This is a genomic window from Allokutzneria sp. A3M-2-11 16, from assembly GCF_024213555.1.
In the GTDB taxonomy this organism is placed as follows: domain Bacteria; phylum Actinomycetota; class Actinomycetes; order Mycobacteriales; family Pseudonocardiaceae; genus Allokutzneria.
The window spans coordinates 12,185-29,777 of record NZ_JANAVO010000017.1; the positions used below are offsets into that span (position 1 = coordinate 12,185).

Annotated in this window: 18 protein-coding genes; 6 read left to right on the top strand and 12 right to left on the bottom strand. The window is 70.1% G+C overall.

Annotated features, from left to right (window positions below):
* Position 1 precedes the first annotated feature (1 nt).
* Entirely contained in the window at positions 2–1,405 is a 1,404-nt protein-coding gene (locus tag NLX83_RS36150) for an alpha/beta fold hydrolase (RefSeq protein ID WP_254239766.1), read from the top strand.
* Here the strand turns inward: NLX83_RS36150 and NLX83_RS36155 are convergent.
* The 7 genes from NLX83_RS36155 to exaC form a co-directional block, all read right to left on the bottom strand.
* Positions 1,395–2,993, bottom strand: a complete 1,599-nt coding sequence (locus NLX83_RS36155; RefSeq protein ID WP_254239767.1) for a phytoene desaturase family protein — start codon at positions 2,991–2,993, stop codon at positions 1,395–1,397. The two genes, NLX83_RS36150 and NLX83_RS36155, sit on opposite strands and share 11 nt — an antisense overlap.
* Complete coding sequence (locus NLX83_RS36160) at positions 2,990–4,033, bottom strand: NAD-dependent epimerase/dehydratase family protein (RefSeq protein WP_254239768.1); 1,044 nt, start codon at positions 4,031–4,033, stop codon at positions 2,990–2,992. The genes NLX83_RS36155 and NLX83_RS36160 overlap by 4 nt, the downstream gene beginning before the upstream one ends.
* 34 nt (positions 4,034–4,067) lie before the next feature.
* Positions 4,068–4,916, bottom strand: a complete 849-nt coding sequence (locus NLX83_RS42365; protein ID WP_374118855.1) for an MSMEG_6728 family protein — start codon at positions 4,914–4,916, stop codon at positions 4,068–4,070.
* Between the two features lie 110 nt (positions 4,917–5,026).
* Positions 5,027–5,638, bottom strand: a complete 612-nt coding sequence (locus NLX83_RS36170; RefSeq protein ID WP_254239769.1) for an MBL fold metallo-hydrolase — start codon at positions 5,636–5,638, stop codon at positions 5,027–5,029.
* Positions 5,638–6,726, bottom strand: a complete 1,089-nt coding sequence (locus NLX83_RS36175; protein WP_254239770.1) for an S-(hydroxymethyl)mycothiol dehydrogenase — start codon at positions 6,724–6,726, stop codon at positions 5,638–5,640. The genes NLX83_RS36170 and NLX83_RS36175 overlap by 1 nt, the downstream gene beginning before the upstream one ends.
* A 59-nt stretch (positions 6,727–6,785) precedes the next feature.
* Entirely contained in the window at positions 6,786–7,166 is a 381-nt protein-coding gene (locus tag NLX83_RS36180) for a DUF779 domain-containing protein (protein WP_254239771.1), read from the bottom strand.
* Positions 7,166–8,689 (bottom strand): acetaldehyde dehydrogenase ExaC, encoded by a 1,524-nt coding sequence (gene exaC, locus NLX83_RS36185; protein WP_254239772.1) that lies wholly within the window; start codon positions 8,687–8,689, stop codon positions 7,166–7,168. Before exaC ends, NLX83_RS36180 begins: the two co-directional genes overlap by 1 nt.
* 108 nt (positions 8,690–8,797) lie before the next feature.
* Here exaC and NLX83_RS36190 point away from each other — a divergent pair, with 108 nt between their 5' ends.
* From NLX83_RS36190 to NLX83_RS36200, 3 genes are read left to right on the top strand one after another with little or no spacing between them, the layout of a single operon-like run.
* Positions 8,798–10,243 carry a GAF domain-containing protein gene (locus NLX83_RS36190; protein ID WP_254239773.1) on the top strand — a complete coding sequence of 482 codons (1,446 nt, stop codon included), beginning with the start codon at positions 8,798–8,800 and terminating at the stop codon, positions 10,241–10,243.
* Positions 10,240–11,004 carry a DddA-like double-stranded DNA deaminase toxin gene (locus NLX83_RS42150; protein WP_254239774.1) on the top strand — a complete coding sequence of 255 codons (765 nt, stop codon included), beginning with the start codon at positions 10,240–10,242 and terminating at the stop codon, positions 11,002–11,004. The genes NLX83_RS36190 and NLX83_RS42150 overlap by 4 nt, the downstream gene beginning before the upstream one ends.
* On the top strand, positions 11,001–11,414 hold the full coding sequence (locus NLX83_RS36200) for an Imm1 family immunity protein (RefSeq protein ID WP_254239775.1): 414 nt from the start codon (positions 11,001–11,003) through the stop codon (positions 11,412–11,414). Before NLX83_RS42150 ends, NLX83_RS36200 begins: the two co-directional genes overlap by 4 nt.
* A gap of 21 nt (positions 11,415–11,435) precedes the next feature.
* On the opposite strand, the gene NLX83_RS42370 is transcribed toward NLX83_RS36200, so the two are convergent.
* The 3 genes from NLX83_RS42370 to NLX83_RS36210 form a co-directional block, all read right to left on the bottom strand.
* A complete protein-coding gene (locus tag NLX83_RS42370) occupies positions 11,436–11,630 on the bottom strand; it encodes an Imm1 family immunity protein (protein ID WP_374118859.1) in 195 nt (64 codons plus the stop codon).
* 164 nt (positions 11,631–11,794) lie between these two features.
* A complete protein-coding gene (locus NLX83_RS36205) occupies positions 11,795–13,006 on the bottom strand; it encodes a benzoate/H(+) symporter BenE family transporter (RefSeq protein ID WP_254239776.1) in 1,212 nt (403 codons plus the stop codon).
* Positions 13,007–13,070: 64 nt separating this feature from the next.
* A complete protein-coding gene (locus NLX83_RS36210) occupies positions 13,071–13,664 on the bottom strand; it encodes a hypothetical protein (protein ID WP_254239777.1) in 594 nt (197 codons plus the stop codon).
* Between the two features lie 328 nt (positions 13,665–13,992).
* Here NLX83_RS36210 and NLX83_RS36215 point away from each other — a divergent pair, with 328 nt between their 5' ends.
* A complete protein-coding gene (locus NLX83_RS36215; RefSeq protein WP_254239778.1) occupies positions 13,993–14,757 on the top strand; it encodes a glycoside hydrolase family 16 protein in 765 nt (254 codons plus the stop codon).
* 5 nt (positions 14,758–14,762) lie between these two features.
* Here NLX83_RS36215 and NLX83_RS36220 read toward each other — a convergent pair whose 3' ends face one another.
* Entirely contained in the window at positions 14,763–16,751 is a 1,989-nt protein-coding gene (locus NLX83_RS36220; protein ID WP_254239779.1) for a sensor histidine kinase, read from the bottom strand.
* A gap of 94 nt (positions 16,752–16,845) precedes the next feature.
* On the opposite strand from NLX83_RS36220, the gene NLX83_RS36225 reads away from it, so the two are divergent.
* Positions 16,846–17,253, top strand: coding sequence for a hypothetical protein (locus NLX83_RS36225; protein ID WP_254239780.1), 408 nt, complete (start codon positions 16,846–16,848; stop codon positions 17,251–17,253).
* A 40-nt stretch (positions 17,254–17,293) separates the two neighbouring features.
* Here NLX83_RS36225 and NLX83_RS36230 read toward each other — a convergent pair whose 3' ends face one another.
* Positions 17,294–17,569: a DUF6355 family natural product biosynthesis protein gene (locus tag NLX83_RS36230; protein WP_254239781.1), complete on the bottom strand. Its 276-nt coding sequence runs from the start codon at positions 17,567–17,569 to the stop codon at positions 17,294–17,296.
* Positions 17,570–17,593 lie beyond the last annotated feature (24 nt).

The window sequence follows — 17,593 nt, forward strand, 5'->3', positions numbered from 1 at the left end:
CGTGCGGTACAAGGGAATAGCGCTCGCCGCGGCAGTGACGGCGCTCATGGCGGGCGGGGTGGTCATCGCCCAGGGCCAGCCGATCGCGCTGTCGTGGCAGTCCTGCGGCGGGGTCTGGCAGGCGCCGCGCGTGGAGTGCGCGACCATCGAGGTGCCGATCGACTGGGAACGCCCGGGGAAGAAGATCGCGATCGCCGTCGGCAGGCTCAAGCACACGGGATCCGGGCCGAGCCGGGGCGTGGTGCTCAGCGTCCCCGGCGGGCCGGGCGGTTCCGGGATCATGGACCTGAAGGAGCACGAGGCCAGCTTCACCGAGCTGCGGCGGCACTACGACGTCGTCTCCTTCGACCGGCGTGGCCTGGAGCTGTACGACCACCTGCCGAAGGCGTGCCACCAGCGCGAGATGCCGTTGGGCGCGCCCGCCACCAGGGCCGAGTTCGACGAACTCGCCGCCACGAACCGGGCCGCCGTGCGCGCGTGCCGGGACGGCGATCCGGGGAAGCTGATCGACCGGGTGGACTCCGCCGACGTCGCCAGGGACATGGACTCGATCCGGGCCGTCCTGGGACAGGAGCAGCTGCGGATCATCGCGAACTCCTACGGCGGAGTACCTGGCTCGACCTACGCGCGCCTGTTCCCGAAGCGCGTCGCGGCGCTGGTGATGGACGGCACGGTCGACCACGTGTCCACCCATGACCAGGCGACCCAGGAGAGAGTCGAGTCCGTCAAGGAGCGGCTCGGCGCCTTCGTCGACTGGTGCGCCGCCGACACCTCGTGCGCGCTGCACGGCCGGGACGTGCGGGCCGACTGGCGCGGTGTGATCGACAAGGCCGAGCGGGAGCCGCTGCCCGTCCCGGGGACCGACATCACCTACTCCAGCGGTGACCTCCAGTGGGCCGCGGGCGCGTACCTCACCCGGGACGACAAGCGGCGGGAGCTGTCCATCGCCATCGACCAGGCCGTGAAGGGCAGCGCGAAGGTCTTCCACGACACCTTCAGGCAGAAGCCTCAGGGCTCGCCCTGGCTGGTCAGCGTCGAATGCGGTGACGGCATGGCCAGGACCTGGCGGGACCACCAGGACTACGAGCGCGAGCGGAAGGGCGCCGAGGCCGCGCTGCCGGAGTTCTGGGCGTACCTGTTGCGCGGCTCCATGTGCATTGGCACGGACTACCCGGTGAACAACGCCCGCGCCCCGCTGACCGGGACGCCGCTGCCGCCGATCATGGGCGTCCAGAGCTTCAGCGACGGTCACGGGCCGGGCGCGGCCGTGGCGCAGGTCCCCGGCTCCGGGCTGATCCGGTTCAACGGCTACGGGCACACGATGTACCTCACCGGCAACACGTGCGTGATCGACCACGTCAACAGGTACTTCCTGGACGGGAAGGTGGTCAGCGCTACCTGTTGACTCTGGACAGCGTCGCCGCGATCAAGGCCCGGTAGGCGCCGCCCCCGAAACCGTTGCGCAGCAACGCGACGTGGGCCGCCGTCCCGCCGGGTCCGCCGTGCACCGCGCCGCCGGGGTGGGCCGACGCGCTCGCTAGGTAGAGCCGGTCGACCGGCGTGTCCGGGCGGGCCAGCCCCGGGGTCGGCCGGAAGATCAACTGCTGGTGGATGGCCGCCGTCCCGCCGTTGACCGCGCCGTCGACGAGGCTGATGTTGTGCCGCCCCAGCTCTTCCGGGCCCGCGACGTGCCGGGCGATCACCTTCGAGGTGAAGCCGGGCGCGTGCTTCTCGATCGTCTGCTCGACGCGTTCGGCGGCGCGCTGCAACCGGGTCTGGTCCCACTTCTGGCCGCGCGGCACGTGGGTGTAGGCCCAGACCGACTCGGTCCCGCGCGGCGACCGGCTCGGATCGGTCGTGGTCATCTGGCCCAGCAACAGGAACGGGACCTTCGGCGTCTGCCCGCAGGAGAGCTGCGAGCTGAACCGCGCCAGCCCGTTGAGGTCACCGCCGAGGTGCAGCGTGCCCGCGCCCGCGGCCTCCTTCGCGGTCCACGGCACCGGCCCGGACAGCGCCCAGTCGACCTTGACCGTGGAGTCGTCCCAGTGGAAGCGGGTGAGGTCGTCGACCATGCGGGACGGCAGGTGCTCGGCGCCGACCAGCTCCAGGTAGAGGCTCGGCGCGGGGACGTCGGCGAGGACCGCTTTGCGGGCGCGGACCAGTTCGCCGCTCGCGTCGCGCACTCCGACCGCGGTGCCGCGCGCGATGAGGACGCGGTCCACCCTGCGGCCGCAGTCCACCCGCCCGCCGAGCGATTCGAGCCGCCGCACCAGGGCCGCGGTGATCTCACCCGCTCCGCCGACCGGGGCGGGGAAACCGACGTCCTGGCCCAGCATCGCCAGCAGCCAGCCGAAAATCGAGCTGCCCGCCGTGTCCGGGCCGAGGTCGGAGTGCAGGGCGTTGCCCGCGTAGAGCAACCGCGCGCCCTCCCCTGTGAACAGCTCGTTCGTGAGCGCGCGCACCGGCATCACCGCGCGCCGTGCGAACCGGAGCGCGTCGCCGGTGCCCATGCGGCGGAACAACCGTGCGGCCGCGCGGATCGGCGGGAACGGCCGGAAGAGCGCTTCCACCAGGTCATCGCGGATGTGTTGCCACGTCTGGAACTCCGCCCGCCAGGCGTCTCCGTCCGGCTCGGCGAACTGTGCGACCGACTCCGCTGTGCGGTCGACGTCGCGGGAGAGCAGCGCGACCCGGTCGTCGGGGAGGATGTGCGCGAGCACGTCCGGCGCGTGCCGCCAGGCCAGGCCGTGCCGCTCCAGATCCAGACCGGTCATGAACGGCGACACCGCGCTCAACGGGTAGAACGCGCTGCAGAAGTCGGTCCGGAAGCCCGGCGCGGTGACCTCGCCGCTGCGCACCGAACCGCCCGGCTCGTCGGCGGCTTCGAGTACCACGACGCTCCACCCCGCGTCCGCCAGCAGATTCGCCGCGACCAGGCCGTTCGGGCCCGCACCGATCACCACGGCATCGGCGGTGTCACCTGAGTGCGTCACGGCTCTCCTTGGGACTGATGGGTGGGCCTGCCCCACCGTAGATCGCGGAGCCTCCCCGTGGGGCCTTGATCAGGTTTCAGCGGCGGGCTCTGCGCCCCGGCACCGTGGGCCATCCCGCTGATCACCTCGGCGAGCGCGTCCGCGCTGTCGTGCTCGGGATGCCAGTCCAGCTCCGCCCGCGCCCGCGAGGAGAGCACCAGGCACGCCTTGTCAGCGAGCGCCAGCCAGCCCGGGTGCAGCGGTTGCAGCCCGAGCCGCCACGCGGGCCAGGTCAGCCCGGCCAGCGGCAGGAACGGCACCGGGACCCTGATCCCGCCGAGCACCCGGCCGATGTCGTTCGCGGTGAGCACCGGGTCGGCGGCCAGGTTGAAGGCGCCCGTGGCTCCGCGCTCCAAGATCCGCACCAGTGCGGACGCGACATCGTCGGCATGCACGAGCTGAAGCCGCAGTCCGGGCCACAGCGGTAACGGCAGCCAGCGCTTTTTCAGCAGCGACAAGGGAAACAGCGAGCTGAGCAGCCACCGCCGCAACTCCGTCCCCGCGGCGCGCTGCACGACCGACGCCGGGCGTACGCACGCGAACCGGAGACCCGATCCGGCGAACAGGGCTTCGGCCTCCGCCTTGTGCCTGCTGTACGCGCTGCCCTTGACGCCGCCGAGCGGCCAGTCCTCGTCGACCATCGCCCACCTGTCGGCGGGCTTGTACGCGGCGACCGAGGAGCCGAACACCACGTGCGGGACCTTGGCGCGGCGCGCGGCGGCCAGGACGTTCTCGGTGCCGACGATGTTGGTGCGGCGCATCTCGGGATCGTCGGTGCGCGGGTGGATCGCCCAGGCCAGGTGCACCACCGCGTCGGCCCCGGCGAACACCCCGCTCAGGTCCCCCGTGCCGATGTCGCGTTCCGTCCAGTCGGCCCGCGCGTACGGTTCCACCTGGTCAGGGCGCCTGCGCGCGACAGCGGCGACGCTCCACTCCTGTGGGAGGGCCCGGAGCAAGGCGGTTCCCACGTTCCCGCTGGCACCGGTCACCGCGATTCGCATAGGACTGGAGTTTCCCCACGCGGCGCACGGCTAATCAGTGCAACCGGAGCACGGGAACCCCGGTGTCGGGCGTGGTCGGGGCGGCGTCCAGTACGACCAGGCCGATGCCCGCGCCGACCGCGACTTCACCTCGGCGGAAGAGGAATTCCGGATCGTGGGTCCACTCGTCCCGTATCGCGGCGACCTCGCGCGGCCCGGCGGCGCGGGCGAGCTTCGGCCGGTCGCTCGGTGTCCGCGCGGGGAGGTCCGGACGCGGACCCCTGCCGACCTCCAGCGGTTCTCCTGGGAGCAGCCAGAGCGTTCGGCCCTCCGTGCGCAGCCCGGCCAGCAAGCCGATCTGCCCGAGGCGGTCGCTGCGCAGCTCGGTGGAACGACCCCAACGCGGGCACACCGGCTTCGGCCAGGCGTACGGCAGGTCGTCGGGAACGTCGGGGAAGAACCGGCGGTAGTGCTCGGGAGCCTTGCGCACCAAGGCAGATCGGTGCGACAGGTGCACCGCCTCGTCACCGAGCCACGGCGGCACGGCGCCCGCGTCGATCAGCTCGCCCTGATCGGGGACTTCCCCGCCGCTGAACTCCAGCAAGGAGTCCACAGTGGAGTCAGCGTGCCCGCGCGCTCCCCACTCGCGGCACATCTCCACGCCGTAGCCGACGAGTGCCCTGGTGAAACCGCGCCACATGGTGACCGCGGGATGGCGCTTCCAGCCGTATTCGGGCCACACCAGCGCTCGCAGGATCTGCAGCGCCTCCACGCGCTGCTTGCCGAGGCGGCGGTCGTCGAGGACCGCGGCGCTCGCGGCGAAGTCGGCGTGCGGCAGGAACGTCTGCATCCCCGCCGGGTTCCCCAACATCCGCCAGGCATGCTTCGCCCGTTTCGTACTCATAGCAGGATTTGGGAGCGCTCTCTTTCCCGCTATGAGTACGAAACGGGGTTCTCTAGACCACCTCGGCCCGGGTTGGGTGGGGGAGGAGGGTGGGGTGCATGACGTGGATTCTAGCCGCGGATGCCGGGTGCTTCCGCCGCGATCGTGGTGCTGGCGCCGTGGCCGGTGTGCACGACCGTGTCGGGCGGTAGCTCCAGGAGCCGTTTGGTGATCGAGTCGACGATCGTGTCGTAGTCGGAGAACGACCGCCCCGTCGCGCCGGGCCCGCCCTGGAACAGGGTGTCGCCGGTGAACACGACGCCGAGGTCCGGAACGTGGAAGCAGCAGGCGCCCGGCGCGTGCCCCGGGGTGTGCAGCACGTGCACCGCCGTCCCGGCGACCTCGATGACCTGCCCGTCGGCCAGCTCGCCGCCGGGGCGCACGTCCGGGTGGGTCATGTGCCAGAGCACGAGATCGGCCGGGTGCAACAGGATCGGCGCCCCCGTGGCCTCGGCCAGCTCCGGCGCGAAGCGCACGTGGTCGTCGTGCGCGTGCGTCGCGATGATCGCCTTGACGCTGCGACCGCCGATCACGTCCAGGATCGCGGCGACGTCGTGCGGCGCGTCGAAGACGACGCACTCGGAGTCGTCGCCGAGCACCCACACGTTGTTGTCCACGTCGAAGGTCTGCCCGTCCAGCGAGAACGTGCCGGAGGTGACGGCGTGGTCAATGCGCGCTGTCATCAGAAGATCACCACCGAGCGGAGCACGTCGCCGTGGTGCATCTTCCCGAAGGCGGCCTCCACGTCGTCGAGGGCGATCTCCTCGGTGACGAACGCGTCGAGGTCCAGGCGGCCCTGCCGGTAGAGGTCGACCAGCATCGGGAAGTCCCGCGTCGGCAGGCAGTCGCCGTACCAGCTGGACTTCAGCGCGCCACCTCGGCTGAAGAAGTCGATCATCGGCATCTCGATCCGCATGTCCGGCGTCGGCACGCCGACCAGCACCACCGTCCCGGCCAGGTCGCGGGCGTAGAACGCCTGCTTCCAGGTCTCCGGGCGGCCGACCGCGTCGATCACCACGTCCGCGCCGTTGCCGTCGGTCAGCTCCTGGATCGCGGTCACCACGTCGTCCACCGCGCGGGCGTCGATCGTGTGCGTGGCGCCGAACCCGCGCGCCCACTCCAGCTTCCTGGCGTCGGTGTCCACCGCGATGATCTTCGCGGCGCCCGCCAGCCTGGCCCCGGCAACCGCGCCGTCCCCGACACCGCCGCACCCGATCACCGCGACCGAGTCGCCCCGGCCGACGCCGCCGGTGTTGATCGCCGCGCCGATGCCCGCCATCACCCCGCAGCCGAGCAGCCCGACCGCGGCGGCCCGCGCCTCCGGGTCGACCTTCGTGCACTGTCCACTGTGGACGAGCGTCTTCTCGGCGAACGCGCCGATGCCCAGCGCCGGGCTGAGCCGGGTGCCGTCGGTCAGCGTCATCGGCTGCGCCGCGTTGTGCGTGCTGAAGCAGTACCAGGGCCGTCCACGCCTGCAGGCCCGGCAGTCACCGCACACCGCGCGCCAGTTCAGCACGACGAAGTCGCCCGGCTCCAGGCCGCTGACGCCCTCGCCGACCGACTCGACGACGCCCGCCGCCTCGTGCCCGAGCAGGAACGGGAACTCGTCGTTGATCCCGCCCTCCCGGTAGTGCAGGTCGGTGTGGCAGACCCCGCACGCCTGGACCTTCACCACGGCCTCGCCGGGGCCCGGATCGGGGACCACGATCGTCTCCACCGTGACCGGCTCACCACGTCCCCTGGCGATGACGCCCCTGACCTGTTGTGCCACGACCGGGCCTCCAGATTCGTCTCGACGCATGTGGATCTCCGACGACCGTAGCCCCGCCTTCACCGCCCGTCGAGTTCGGCGAGTTCGACGTCGGACAGCAGCCGGGAGCGGATCAGGAACCGCACCCCCTCCGGCGCCTCCAGGGAGAACCCGCTGCCCCGGCCGGGAACCACGTCCACGGTGAGGTGGGTGTGCCGCCAGTACTCGAACTGCGCCGCCGACATCCAGAACGGCACCGGTTCGGGCACTCCCGCTATCTCCAGGTCGGCGAGGTGCACGTCCGCGCCACCCGTGCGGAACTCCCCCGCGAGGTAGCACATGGGCGCGCTGCCGTCGCAGCAGCCGCCGGACTGGTGGAACATCAGCGCTCCGTAGGCACCCCGGAGGCGGCGGAGCAGGATCGCCGCCTCCGGGGTCACCGCGACTCGTGCGACGGACATCAGAAGAAGCCCTGCGCGTTCTCCGAGTAGCTCACCAACAGGTTCTTCGTCTGCTGGTAGTGGTCGAGCATGGCGCGGTGGTTCTCCCTGCCGATGCCGGACTGCTTGTAGCCGCCGAAGGCCGCGTGCGCCGGATAGGCGTGGTAGCAGTTGGTCCACACGCGTCCGGCCTGGATCGCGCGCCCGGCCTTGAACGCGGTGTTGGTGTCGCGGGACCACACTCCGGCGCCGAGGCCGTAGAGGGTGTCGTTGGCGGTCCTGATCGCGTCGTCGAAGTCCTCGAAGCGGGTCACCGAGACCACCGGGCCGAAGATCTCCTCCTGGAAGATCCGCATCGAGTTGTCGCCCTCGAAGATCGTCGGCTGCACGTAGTACCCGCCGGAGAACGCCCCGCCGAGATCGACGCGTTCGCCTCCGATGGCGACCTTCGCGCCCTCCTGCTTGCCGATGTCGATGTAGGACAGGATCTTCTCCAGCTGGTCGTTGCTGGCCTGCGCGCCCACCATCGTCTCGGTGTCCAGCGGGTTGCCCTGCTTGATCTTCCTGGTCCGCTCGACCGCGTCGCCCAGGAAGCGGTCGTAGATGGAGCTCTGGATCAGCGCGCGGGACGGGCAGGTGCAGACCTCGCCCTGGTTCAACGCGAACATCGCGAAGCCTTCGAGTGCCTTGTCGTAGAAGGCGTCCTGCGCACCGGCCACATCGGCGAAGAACAGGTTCGGGCTCTTCCCGCCCAGCTCCAGGGTCACCGGGATGATGTTCTCGCTGGCGTACTGCATGATCAGCCGCCCGGTGGTGGTCTCGCCGGTGAAGGCGATCTTCGCGATGCGGTTGCTGGAGGCCAGCGGTTTGCCCGCCTCCACACCGAAACCGTTGACCACGTTGAGCACGCCCGCCGGGAGCAGGTCGGCGACCAGCTCCAGCAGCACGTGGATCGAGGCCGGGGTCTGCTCGGCGGGCTTGAGCACCACGGCGTTGCCCGCCGCCAGCGCGGGCGCGAGCTTCCACGTCGCCATCAGCAACGGGAAGTTCCACGGGATGATCTGCCCGACCACGCCGAGGGGTTCCTGGAAGTGGTAGGCCACGGTGTCGGCGTCGATCTGCGAGATCCCGCCCTCCTGCGCGCGCAGCACCCCGGCGAAGTACCGCCAGTGGTCCACCGCCAGCGGAAGGTCCGCGGCCAGGGTCTCGCGGACGGGTTTGCCGTTCTCCCAGCTCTCCGCGACGGCCAGCTGTTCGAGGTTCTGCTCGATCCGGTCGGCGATCTTGAGCAGCACACCGGAGCGCTCGGCCAGCGATGCCCCGCCCCAGCTCGCCGCGGCGCCGTGCGCGGCGTCCAGCGCGCGGTCGACGTCCTCGGCGGTGCCCCTGGCGACCTCGGTGAAGACCTCGCCGGTGACGGGGCTGGGGTTGTCGAAGTACTGGCCCTTGGCGGGCGGCACGCACTCGCCGCCGATGAAGTGGTCGTACCGCGAGCGGTAGGACACGATGCTGCCTTCGGAGCCTGGAGCGGCGTAGATCGCCATCTGCTGCCTCCCACGTCTTCGGGGTGAGTGGCGGCGACGCTAGGCGGGGCGACGTTGCAGTCACGTTGCACTTGCGCCGGGCGGGATCGGGGGTCAATCATCGAGGTGATGGCCACCCCGTCTGCCGATCCGGTTGAGAGCGCCCGGGTTCTGGTCCGCGTGCACGAGGCGGTGCTCGGCGGAGGCCGCGCGCCACAGGCTCCCCGCACGGTGATCGCGGAGTCCTGGCGGCGGTCCCTCGACGCCCGCGTGGATCCCGACCGCACCGAGGCGCCGACGGTCTACGCCCAGCGCGAGGTTTCCGAGCTGCGCGCGGCGCATCCGCTGGCGGGCACGCTGCCCGCGCTGCGCGGCCTGCTCCGCGGTCTCGCCGAGGAAGCCGGTCAGATCATGATCGTCACCGACGCGGCGGGCCACATCCTGTGGTGTGAAGGGAACAACGCCGTCCGGCACGCCGCCGAGCGGGCCGCGCTGGCCGAGGGCACGCGCTGGTCCGAGGACGTGATCGGCACGAACGCGATGGGCACAGCGCTGGCGCTGGGCCGTTCGGTGCGCATCCACTCCGGTGAACACCTTGTGCGCAGCTACCATTCGTGGACCTGCGCGGCGAGTCCGGTGCGCGATCCCGACACCGGCGCCGTGCTGGGCGTCGTCGATGTCAGCGGTCCGGTGCACACCGCGCATCCCGCCGTCGCCGCGCTCGTGGAGGCCGCGGCCAAGCTCGCCGAGTCGCAGCTCCAGGCATCGTTGGCGGCTCGCGAACAGCGCTTGCGCGAGCGGAACATGCCGCACCTGTTGGGATTGCGCGGCGAACCGGGTGCTTTGCTGACGCCGACCGGCCGCGTGCTCGTGTCGGCCGTCAGCGGCCTGCCGACGCGCGTGGACGTGTCCGGCCCGGAGATCCGGTTCACCGATGGGCGCACCGGCCTGCTGGAGCCGCTTCACGAAGGCTATCTGTTGCGCGTGCCGACGTCTCCGGGGCCGCGAACTCCACGGTTGTCGTTGTCGCTACTGGAAGATCCCGTCGCGATCCTCGACGGCCGCCGGCACTCGTTGAGCCTGCGTCACGCCGAAATCCTTGCCGCACTGGCGCTTCGGCCCGATGGGCTCAGCGGTGAGGCCCTCGCTCTCGCCACGCACGGCGAGGACGGCAATGCCGTGACCGTGCGCGCAGAGGTGCACCGGTTGCGCGCACAACTCGGCATCGCCTTGGGGCGCAAGCCTTATCGACTCCTCGCAGCCGTCGACGCCGACTTCCTGCGCGCGCGTGCTGCCGCGCGGTCAGGCGATGCCGCGCTCGCCGTGCGGTCGTATCGCGGGCCGCTGCTCCCCCGGTCCGAGGCGCCCATCGTTCGGGCCGAACGCGAGGAACTGCACGCCGCCGTTCGCTCCGCGGCCTTGCACTGCGGGCGGCCAGATGTGTTGTGGGAGTTCGCCCAACACCCGCACGGCGCCGACGACATCGAGGTGCACGAAGTCCTGGCCCGCCTGCTGTCCCCCGCCGATCCGCGCCGCGCTGCGGTACTCGCGCGGCTGCGGGCACTGCATTTGTGAAGGACATCGTCGAACCGTTCCCGTTCGAGTGGATCGCTCTGGTACCGGCCCATACCGGCTCGTATGCGTCCAAGCTGCAAGTCATGGAGTCGGTTCGGAAACAGGTCGGTGCAGCTGCGCGGAACGCTGTGGCCGCTCTCCCGTCCGCTCTGCTCGACGTCGCCGAAGACGCACTCGACCAGACGGCGAGACTGTGGGAACACGCGACCCGGGGAAGCCCGTCCGGGGCCCGCGACGACGTCCACAGGTTGCTGGAGCAAGCCCTGGACACGCTGCACGAGGCACGGCGTCTCATGACGCGCACACCCGAGCGGATCGAGTCCTGGATCACTGGGCTTGGTGGCGAAACTGGTGTCACACCACCGAGCACGGCTCGTCCGGACCTGGCAGAACGCATGCCGACCGCGGCCTCCGCTGAGAGAAGGAACCGGCGCTTGGAGGAACTTCGGGCACAACTTTCCAGCGGGAAGAACGATGTCTGGTTCACCCGCACACAGGCGTTCGCCCGTGAGCGCGGAATCGCACCGCCTGTGGGCATCTGGGACATGGCGAAACACGTTGAGCTGAAGTTCGCGGTACGAATGCGTGACCAAGCGCTTCGGAACGAAGTGATCGTCATCGACAGAGACCCGTGCGAGCCGGTCGTGCCCGGCGGACCATCCTGTGCCACGCTGCTACCCGAGTTCCTGCCCCCTGGTGCGCGGCTCACTGTCATCGTGAGGTCGGGGACACGTTACGACTTCGAAGGGGATCGGTCGTGAGCGGAATCGACGTCATGTGGCGCACGCCCAAAGAGAACGGGCTGGAGACGGTGCGCGTCGTGGTCGAGACGCCCGATGACGTGCGTGCGGTGCTGCGTCGCCTGGAAGACGAGAAGGCGTTGGACGCCAGCGCGGTGCACCGCGACCGGCCACGTGTTCCCCCACGCGACATTCCCGACCACACGGTGCTTTTCGGCGTGCGGGATCAAGTCGGGGCGATCATGTTCTCCGACCGGACGGGGTCATGGGCGACGCTGGGCGACGGCCCGGACGAGGAGCCTGTCTACGCCGAGATCGAGTTCCCGTCGCGGTGCGAGATCCCCGTGCACCGGGTCGAGGCGGCGTTGACGGAGTTCCTTCGCACCCACCAGCGGCCGACCGTCGTGGACTGGCAGCCCGTCGCCGAATGAGGCGCGACGGACACCCGAGCGTCAGACCAAGCGAGCCGGTTGCCAGCTGAGGCAACTGGAGCGACGGCCCGTCACAGCGAACTCCGCCACCGCCGCGCGCACACGATCCAAACGAACGGTTGCGGAGACCGGGAAAAGTGAGCCTCCGACAAGGTCGAAGAGCAGCTGAGGCACGTCTCCGCGTTGCGCTTCGGTGCTCGCGCGACTGCGGACGATCTCCTGACGCGCGGTGGTTGGGGTGTCTTCAAGTACCGCGAACCCCCTCCTGCCATGTCTTCAACCGCTACAGACCGGAGCCAGACCGCGCGACCACACGGGGGTTTGCTGCGGTTAGCGACCGCTGGGCACGGGGTTCGCTGTACTTGAAGACCGGCGTACCGCTACGGGGTCTTTCGGCGCACGGTGAGGACGACGTGGGTGAACAGGCCGAAGACGAGGCCCCAGAACGCGGAGCCGATGCCGAACAGGGACAGGCCGGAGGCGGTGACGAGGAAGGTGACCGCGGCGGCCTCGCGGTCGCGCGGCGTGGCCATGGCGCCGCTGAGGCCGGTGATCAGCGCGCCGATCAGGGCGACGCCGGCGATGGCGGCCACGAGCTCCTTCGGCAGGCCGGTGAAGACGCCGATCAGGGTGCCGCCGAAGGTGCCGACGGCGAGGCAGAGCAGGCCGCAGAACACCCCGGCCGGGTAGCGCTTGCGGGGGTCGGGGTGGGACTCCTCGCCGGTGCAGATGGCGGCGATGATCGCGGCGAGGTTGACGGCGTGGCAACCGAACGGGGCGAGCACGAGCGAGGTGAGCCCGGTGCCGCCGACCAGGAGGCGGTCGCCGGGGCGGTAGCCGCTGGCGTGCAGCACGGCGAGGCCGGGGGCGTTCTGCGAAGCCATGGTGACCACGAACAGCGGAACCCCGATGCCGATGACCGCGGCGACGTCGAAGACCGGAGTTGTCCACTGTGGACTGGCCAGTTCCAGTGTGACACCGCGGAAGTCGAGCCGACCGCTGACCGCCGCGGCGAGCACGCCGAGCAGCAGTGCGACCGGGACGGCGTAGCGGGCGCTGTAGCGCTTGGCCAGCACGTAGCCGACGAGCACGGCGGCGGCGACGAGCGGGCCCTGGCCGAGCGCGCGGAACGCCTCGACGCCGAAGGAGAACAGGATTCCCGCGAGCATCGCCGAGACCAGCGCGTCGGGCACGTACGCCATCAACCTGCCGAACACCCCGGAGAAGCCGACCAGGGTGATCGCCAGCGCGGAGACCAGGAAGGCACCGATGGCCGACGCGTAGGAGTAGTGGCCCATGCTGGTGACGAGCAGGGCGGCGCCGGGCGTGGACCACGCGGTGATCACCGGGACCTTGGTCACCAGGCTGAGCGCCAGGCAGGTGATGCCGCTACCGATGGAGATCGCCCACAGCCAGGAGGTGGTCTGCTCCGGCGTCAGCCGCCCGGCCTGGGCCGCCGTCAGCACGATCACCACGGGACCGGAGTAGGAGACCACGACCGCGATCAGCGCGGCGACGAAGGACGACAGCGAGGCGTCGGAGAAAAAGGGCCGACGGCCTGTCCCTTGTGCGGCAAGAACTTCCTCGGTCATCGGCAAACCCTATGCAGTCCACCCCTGTGCAGTCCACCATGGCCAGTCGAGGGTGATGGTCGACTCAGTCGTCGTACACGATGCCCTTCCGGCGCCGCACGTGCCCGCGCCACCCGGCCAGCACGGTGATAACGGTCCAACCGACGACGCCGATGACCAGACCCTTGAGCCTGCCGCGCGGATCGACGTTGGCGGCGTCCTCCAGTGGCACGACACCGTCCGGGTCGCGGATCACCTCGATCCGGTCGCCCACGCGGTAGCTCGAACCGCTCCCCCGGTACTCCAAGGTCTCCGCGAGTTTGCCGCCCTTGCCGAGGAGGGTGTAGCGGTGGTGCGTGCTCGCCGTGGAACCGGCGCTGTCCGCGGTGATCACCACGCTCTCGCGGATGCCGCGGTCGGCCAGAACCGCCTCGGGCGCGTGCTGGACCGAGCCCACCAGGATCAGCAGTCCGGGCAGGACGGACAGCGCCGCGAGCCACCAGGCGCGGTGGAGCACGCGGAGCGCGATCACGAACACGAGGCACAGCGCGGTACCGATGATGATCGGAATGACGTCGTTGCCCACCGTGGCGTAGGCGAGCCCGGTGTTGCCCGCGGCGATCACCCAGCCGAACACCATCACCGTCAGCGCGGCCAGCACCGAGTTCGTGTCACGCACTCGAACAGCATAGAAGCCGCGCGCGCTTTCCTTGCACAGCAGGGGCACTTCACATTCGGAACAAGCCGAATTGACACACCGTGACGTCGAGCACCCGCCACAGATCTCCCGGGTGGCCACCGCGAGCCGTGTCGCGAGCAGTTTTCCCGTCAGCACCAAAGGATTCTCACCAATCCGAGCGGTAGTGCCGCGGAGCGCCGAGGCTTGCTCCTTCGCGGACCCGCCATTCGTTGTTCGCACATCAGCGATTCCGAAACCCCCTTCCCTCACCGGGGTTCCGTGAACAGCATGGGCACCCCCTGGCCGGCATCACGTTTCGGAGTCCCCGATGTCCAGAGCAGCCCTGCTCGCCGCCGCCCTGATCGCGGGCGCCGCCGTCACCGCGCCGCATGCGGGCGCCGTGACCGAACCCCCGACGAGCTGGCCGATCGCCTTCGCGGACGAGTTCGACGGCACCGAGATCGACCGCGACCGGTGGACCATCCACTCCAATGCCGAAGGCGACCGATGCCTTGGTAACAAAGGGAACAACGAGCAGCTGGAGTGGCACACCTGGAACGCGCTCGCCCTCCGCGACGGAAAACTGGTGATGACCGCCCGCAAGGACAACCCGGAGCCGGGTTACGAGTGGTCCGGAGCCCTGATCACCACCGCGCACGGCTGCGGCAAGGGACCGGCCCGGGAATTCCAGGTCCAGGCCGGTGACTACGTCGAGACGCGGCTGAAACTGCCCAAGGACAAGGGTTTCTGGCCCTCCACCTGGACGTGGGATGGCAGCGGCAAAACAGAGCAGGACAACTACGAGTACTACAGCGACAACCCGTTCCGGCTCTACTTCACCAACCACCAGAGCCCCGGCGGGCAGTGCCAGCACCAGAACCCGGTGGACCTGACCCAGGACTGGCACACCATCGGGCAGCTGCTCGGGCCGGACGAGACGGTGTGGTTCCTCGACGGCAAGGAGGTCTGCCGCCAGGGCTCGTTCGCCGGAAACGGGGCCCTGGTGCTGGACATGTTCGTCTACTCCAAGATCCCGCCGGAGGTCACCGAGGGCTCGATGGAGATCGACCACGTGCGCGTCCACCGCAAGTAGGGAGATCACGACAGCGGGACCAGCGCGCGGACGGTCGTGCCGCCGGGACCGCTGTCGATCTCGCAGCCGCCGCCGACCGCGCGGGTGCGCTCGCGCAACGAGTCCAGGCCGACCCCGAGGCCGAGCGGCTCGACGATCCCGGTCCCGTCGTCGCGCGTCTCCACGACGATCCACTCCTCGCCGACCGAGACCCGCAACGCGATCGACCGCGCACCGGCGTGCCGCGCGGCGTTGGCCAAGGACTCCGCCGCCACGTGGAACACCACCTCCTCGTGCACCCCGGGCAGCGGGTCCGGCAGGTCGCACGTCACCGGCGTCTCCGTGGTGGACAGACGGCGGCACAGCTCCACCAGCGCACCGCGCAACCCGTGCTCCTCCAGCAGGAGCGGCCGTTGGTTCCTCGTCACACGGCGGAAATCGGCCACGATCTGTCGCATGTGGACCATCACGGAGGCCAGCAACGCCCCGGCCTCCGAGCGCGGTGGCACCATCGTCCGCACCGCGCCCAGCTGCAACGCCACCCCGGCCAGCGCCGGACCGAGACCGTCGTGCAGATCCCGCCGCAGCCGCAGCCGCTCCTCCTCGACACCGCGTTCCAGGCGCTCCCCCACCAGCACCGTGCCGATCACCGCCGCGGTCTGGTCGACGATCGGCTCCAACGCCGCGATGTCCAGCTCGTCCAACGTTTCCTGACCCGAGCGCGGCCACACCGACAACCGGCCGGACTTCCCGAGCGCGAACACCGTCGGCTCCGCGTCCGCGGCACCGACGCCCGCCAGTTGCCTGCCGTCGACCTCGATCGTCGCGGCGGGCAGGCGCAACACGCTCACCACCGTCTGGCACACGGCGAACGGGATCTCGTTCGGCGGCACCCCTTTCAGCCGTCGTGGCAACGCGCGCAGCAACCGGTACGGCTCCGCTCGATCCCCGTAGAAAGCCCGGTCGACGCGACGGCGCACAAAACGCACGGCATCGCGCAGCCCGAACCCGGCCACACCGGTGGCCAGAGCGACCACCAGCGCTCCCCAGGAAGCCGCACCGGGGAGCACCCTCGCCAGCAACGCCGTCACCAAGAGGTAGGACAGCACCAGACCACCGATGACCGTCACCACGATGACCGTGGCGCGTGCGGCGCGGTCGAGCTGGTACAGCCGCGTCCGGGTGAGGACGAACCCCAGCACGGGCAGGCCGACCAGGACGACCAGTCCGCGGCAGGTCAGGAAGAACTCGTCGGGCAGGACGATGACCGACGTGACGTAGGACCGCGTCGCGAACCAGGTCTCCAGCGAGAAGGCCAGGTAGATCAGCACGGAGATCACCAACGCGACGGCGATCTGCCTGCGGGCGAACCGTCCTGCCCGGCGCAGCCTGGAGAACAACGACACCAGGCACAACGCCCACAGCAGGTAGTGCGTCACCGCCGCGATCTTGAAGGCCGCGTCCCATGGCGAGTCGAGCCCGTGCGCGGGCCCCTGGCCGGGAACCGGCACCGACGACGACGCCAGCGGCACCGACGCCAGCACGATCAGCAACCCGGTCGACGCGACGACGGGCAGCGCGACCAGCACCGGCCGCCACCGCCTGCCCGGCAGCCTGCCGTCCGGGAAGAGCAGCGCCAGCGCGGGGAACACCACGACGCTGGTGAAGTTCAGCGTGATCCAGGTGACGAAGATCGCCACCCGGGCCCAGGGCGGCAGCTCGAACAGCATCGCCGCGCTGAGCAGCGGGTAGCACGAGGCCGTGACCCCGGCCGTGAGGAACAGCCACGCCAGCGGCTGCCTCGGCCGGCGCGTGACGACCAGGGCACCCATCACCGAGAACGCCAGCCCCTCGACCGACTGCTCCACCATCAGCGCCCAGAACCAGGCGGACCGGGCCGGGCCGCCCGTGGCCCACGCGTACGCCGCCCAGGCCGCGACGGTCGCGACGACGCAGCCGAAGCTGATGGCGGTGGCGAGGGCCGTGGCCCGGCCGGAGAACCGCTCCCCCTGCATGCCACGACCTTAGAACCGGCGGCAAGGAGGAGCGGTTGACCAGTCGAGTCGATCCCGTTTCCGCGATCGCGGCGCTGCGTGTTAGATGCACGGCATGAGCCTCAAGCCCGGCCGTGCGCTGCTGCTGATCCTGCCGCTGACCTTGGCCTTCACCGCGTGCAGCAGCAGTCAGGACCAGTTCGCGAAGGAACTCAAGGCAGCCGGTTTCACCACGGTGGGCGAACCGAGGACCGACACCGAGAAGAAAACGAAGAAGGTCGGCAAGCGAACGGTCAAGTCGTCCCAGAAGATCATCGAGATCACCGTCCGCGTCAAGGGCTGCGATCTGGAGTTCGCCAAGGCCGCGGACAGCTCCGGCTATTGGCTTGACGAATTGCACGTCAACGGGCAGGAACCGGACTGGCCGGAATACCCGGAGAACCTGCGCTACGCCGATGCGGTCGCCCTGCTGGGCAGTGGAAAGCCGAAGCCGCCCGGATTCGCGAGCTGTTACCGGCCGTGACGCGTGTTCGACCCCGCCAACCCTCACGCTTGAACGCTCGTCAGCAGGTGCGACCGGCGTAGTGCGCCCCGCGCACCTGCAGCACGCTGCCCAGGTAGTGGTCACCGCGGCCGACGCACTTCTCGTAGTCCGGCGCGAGGACCGTGTTCACGTAGATGACGACGCGGCCCCCGCCGCAGTGGTTGTAGCGCGCTTCCTCGACCTTCTTGTAGTAGCCGCACGGGGCCGCGGACGCCTCGCCGGAAACTGCGACCGACATCCCGAGCACCGCTCCGGTGATCGACAGCACGGCGACGGCATGACGAACAAAACTCATCTTTTTCCACCTTGGAAAATAGGA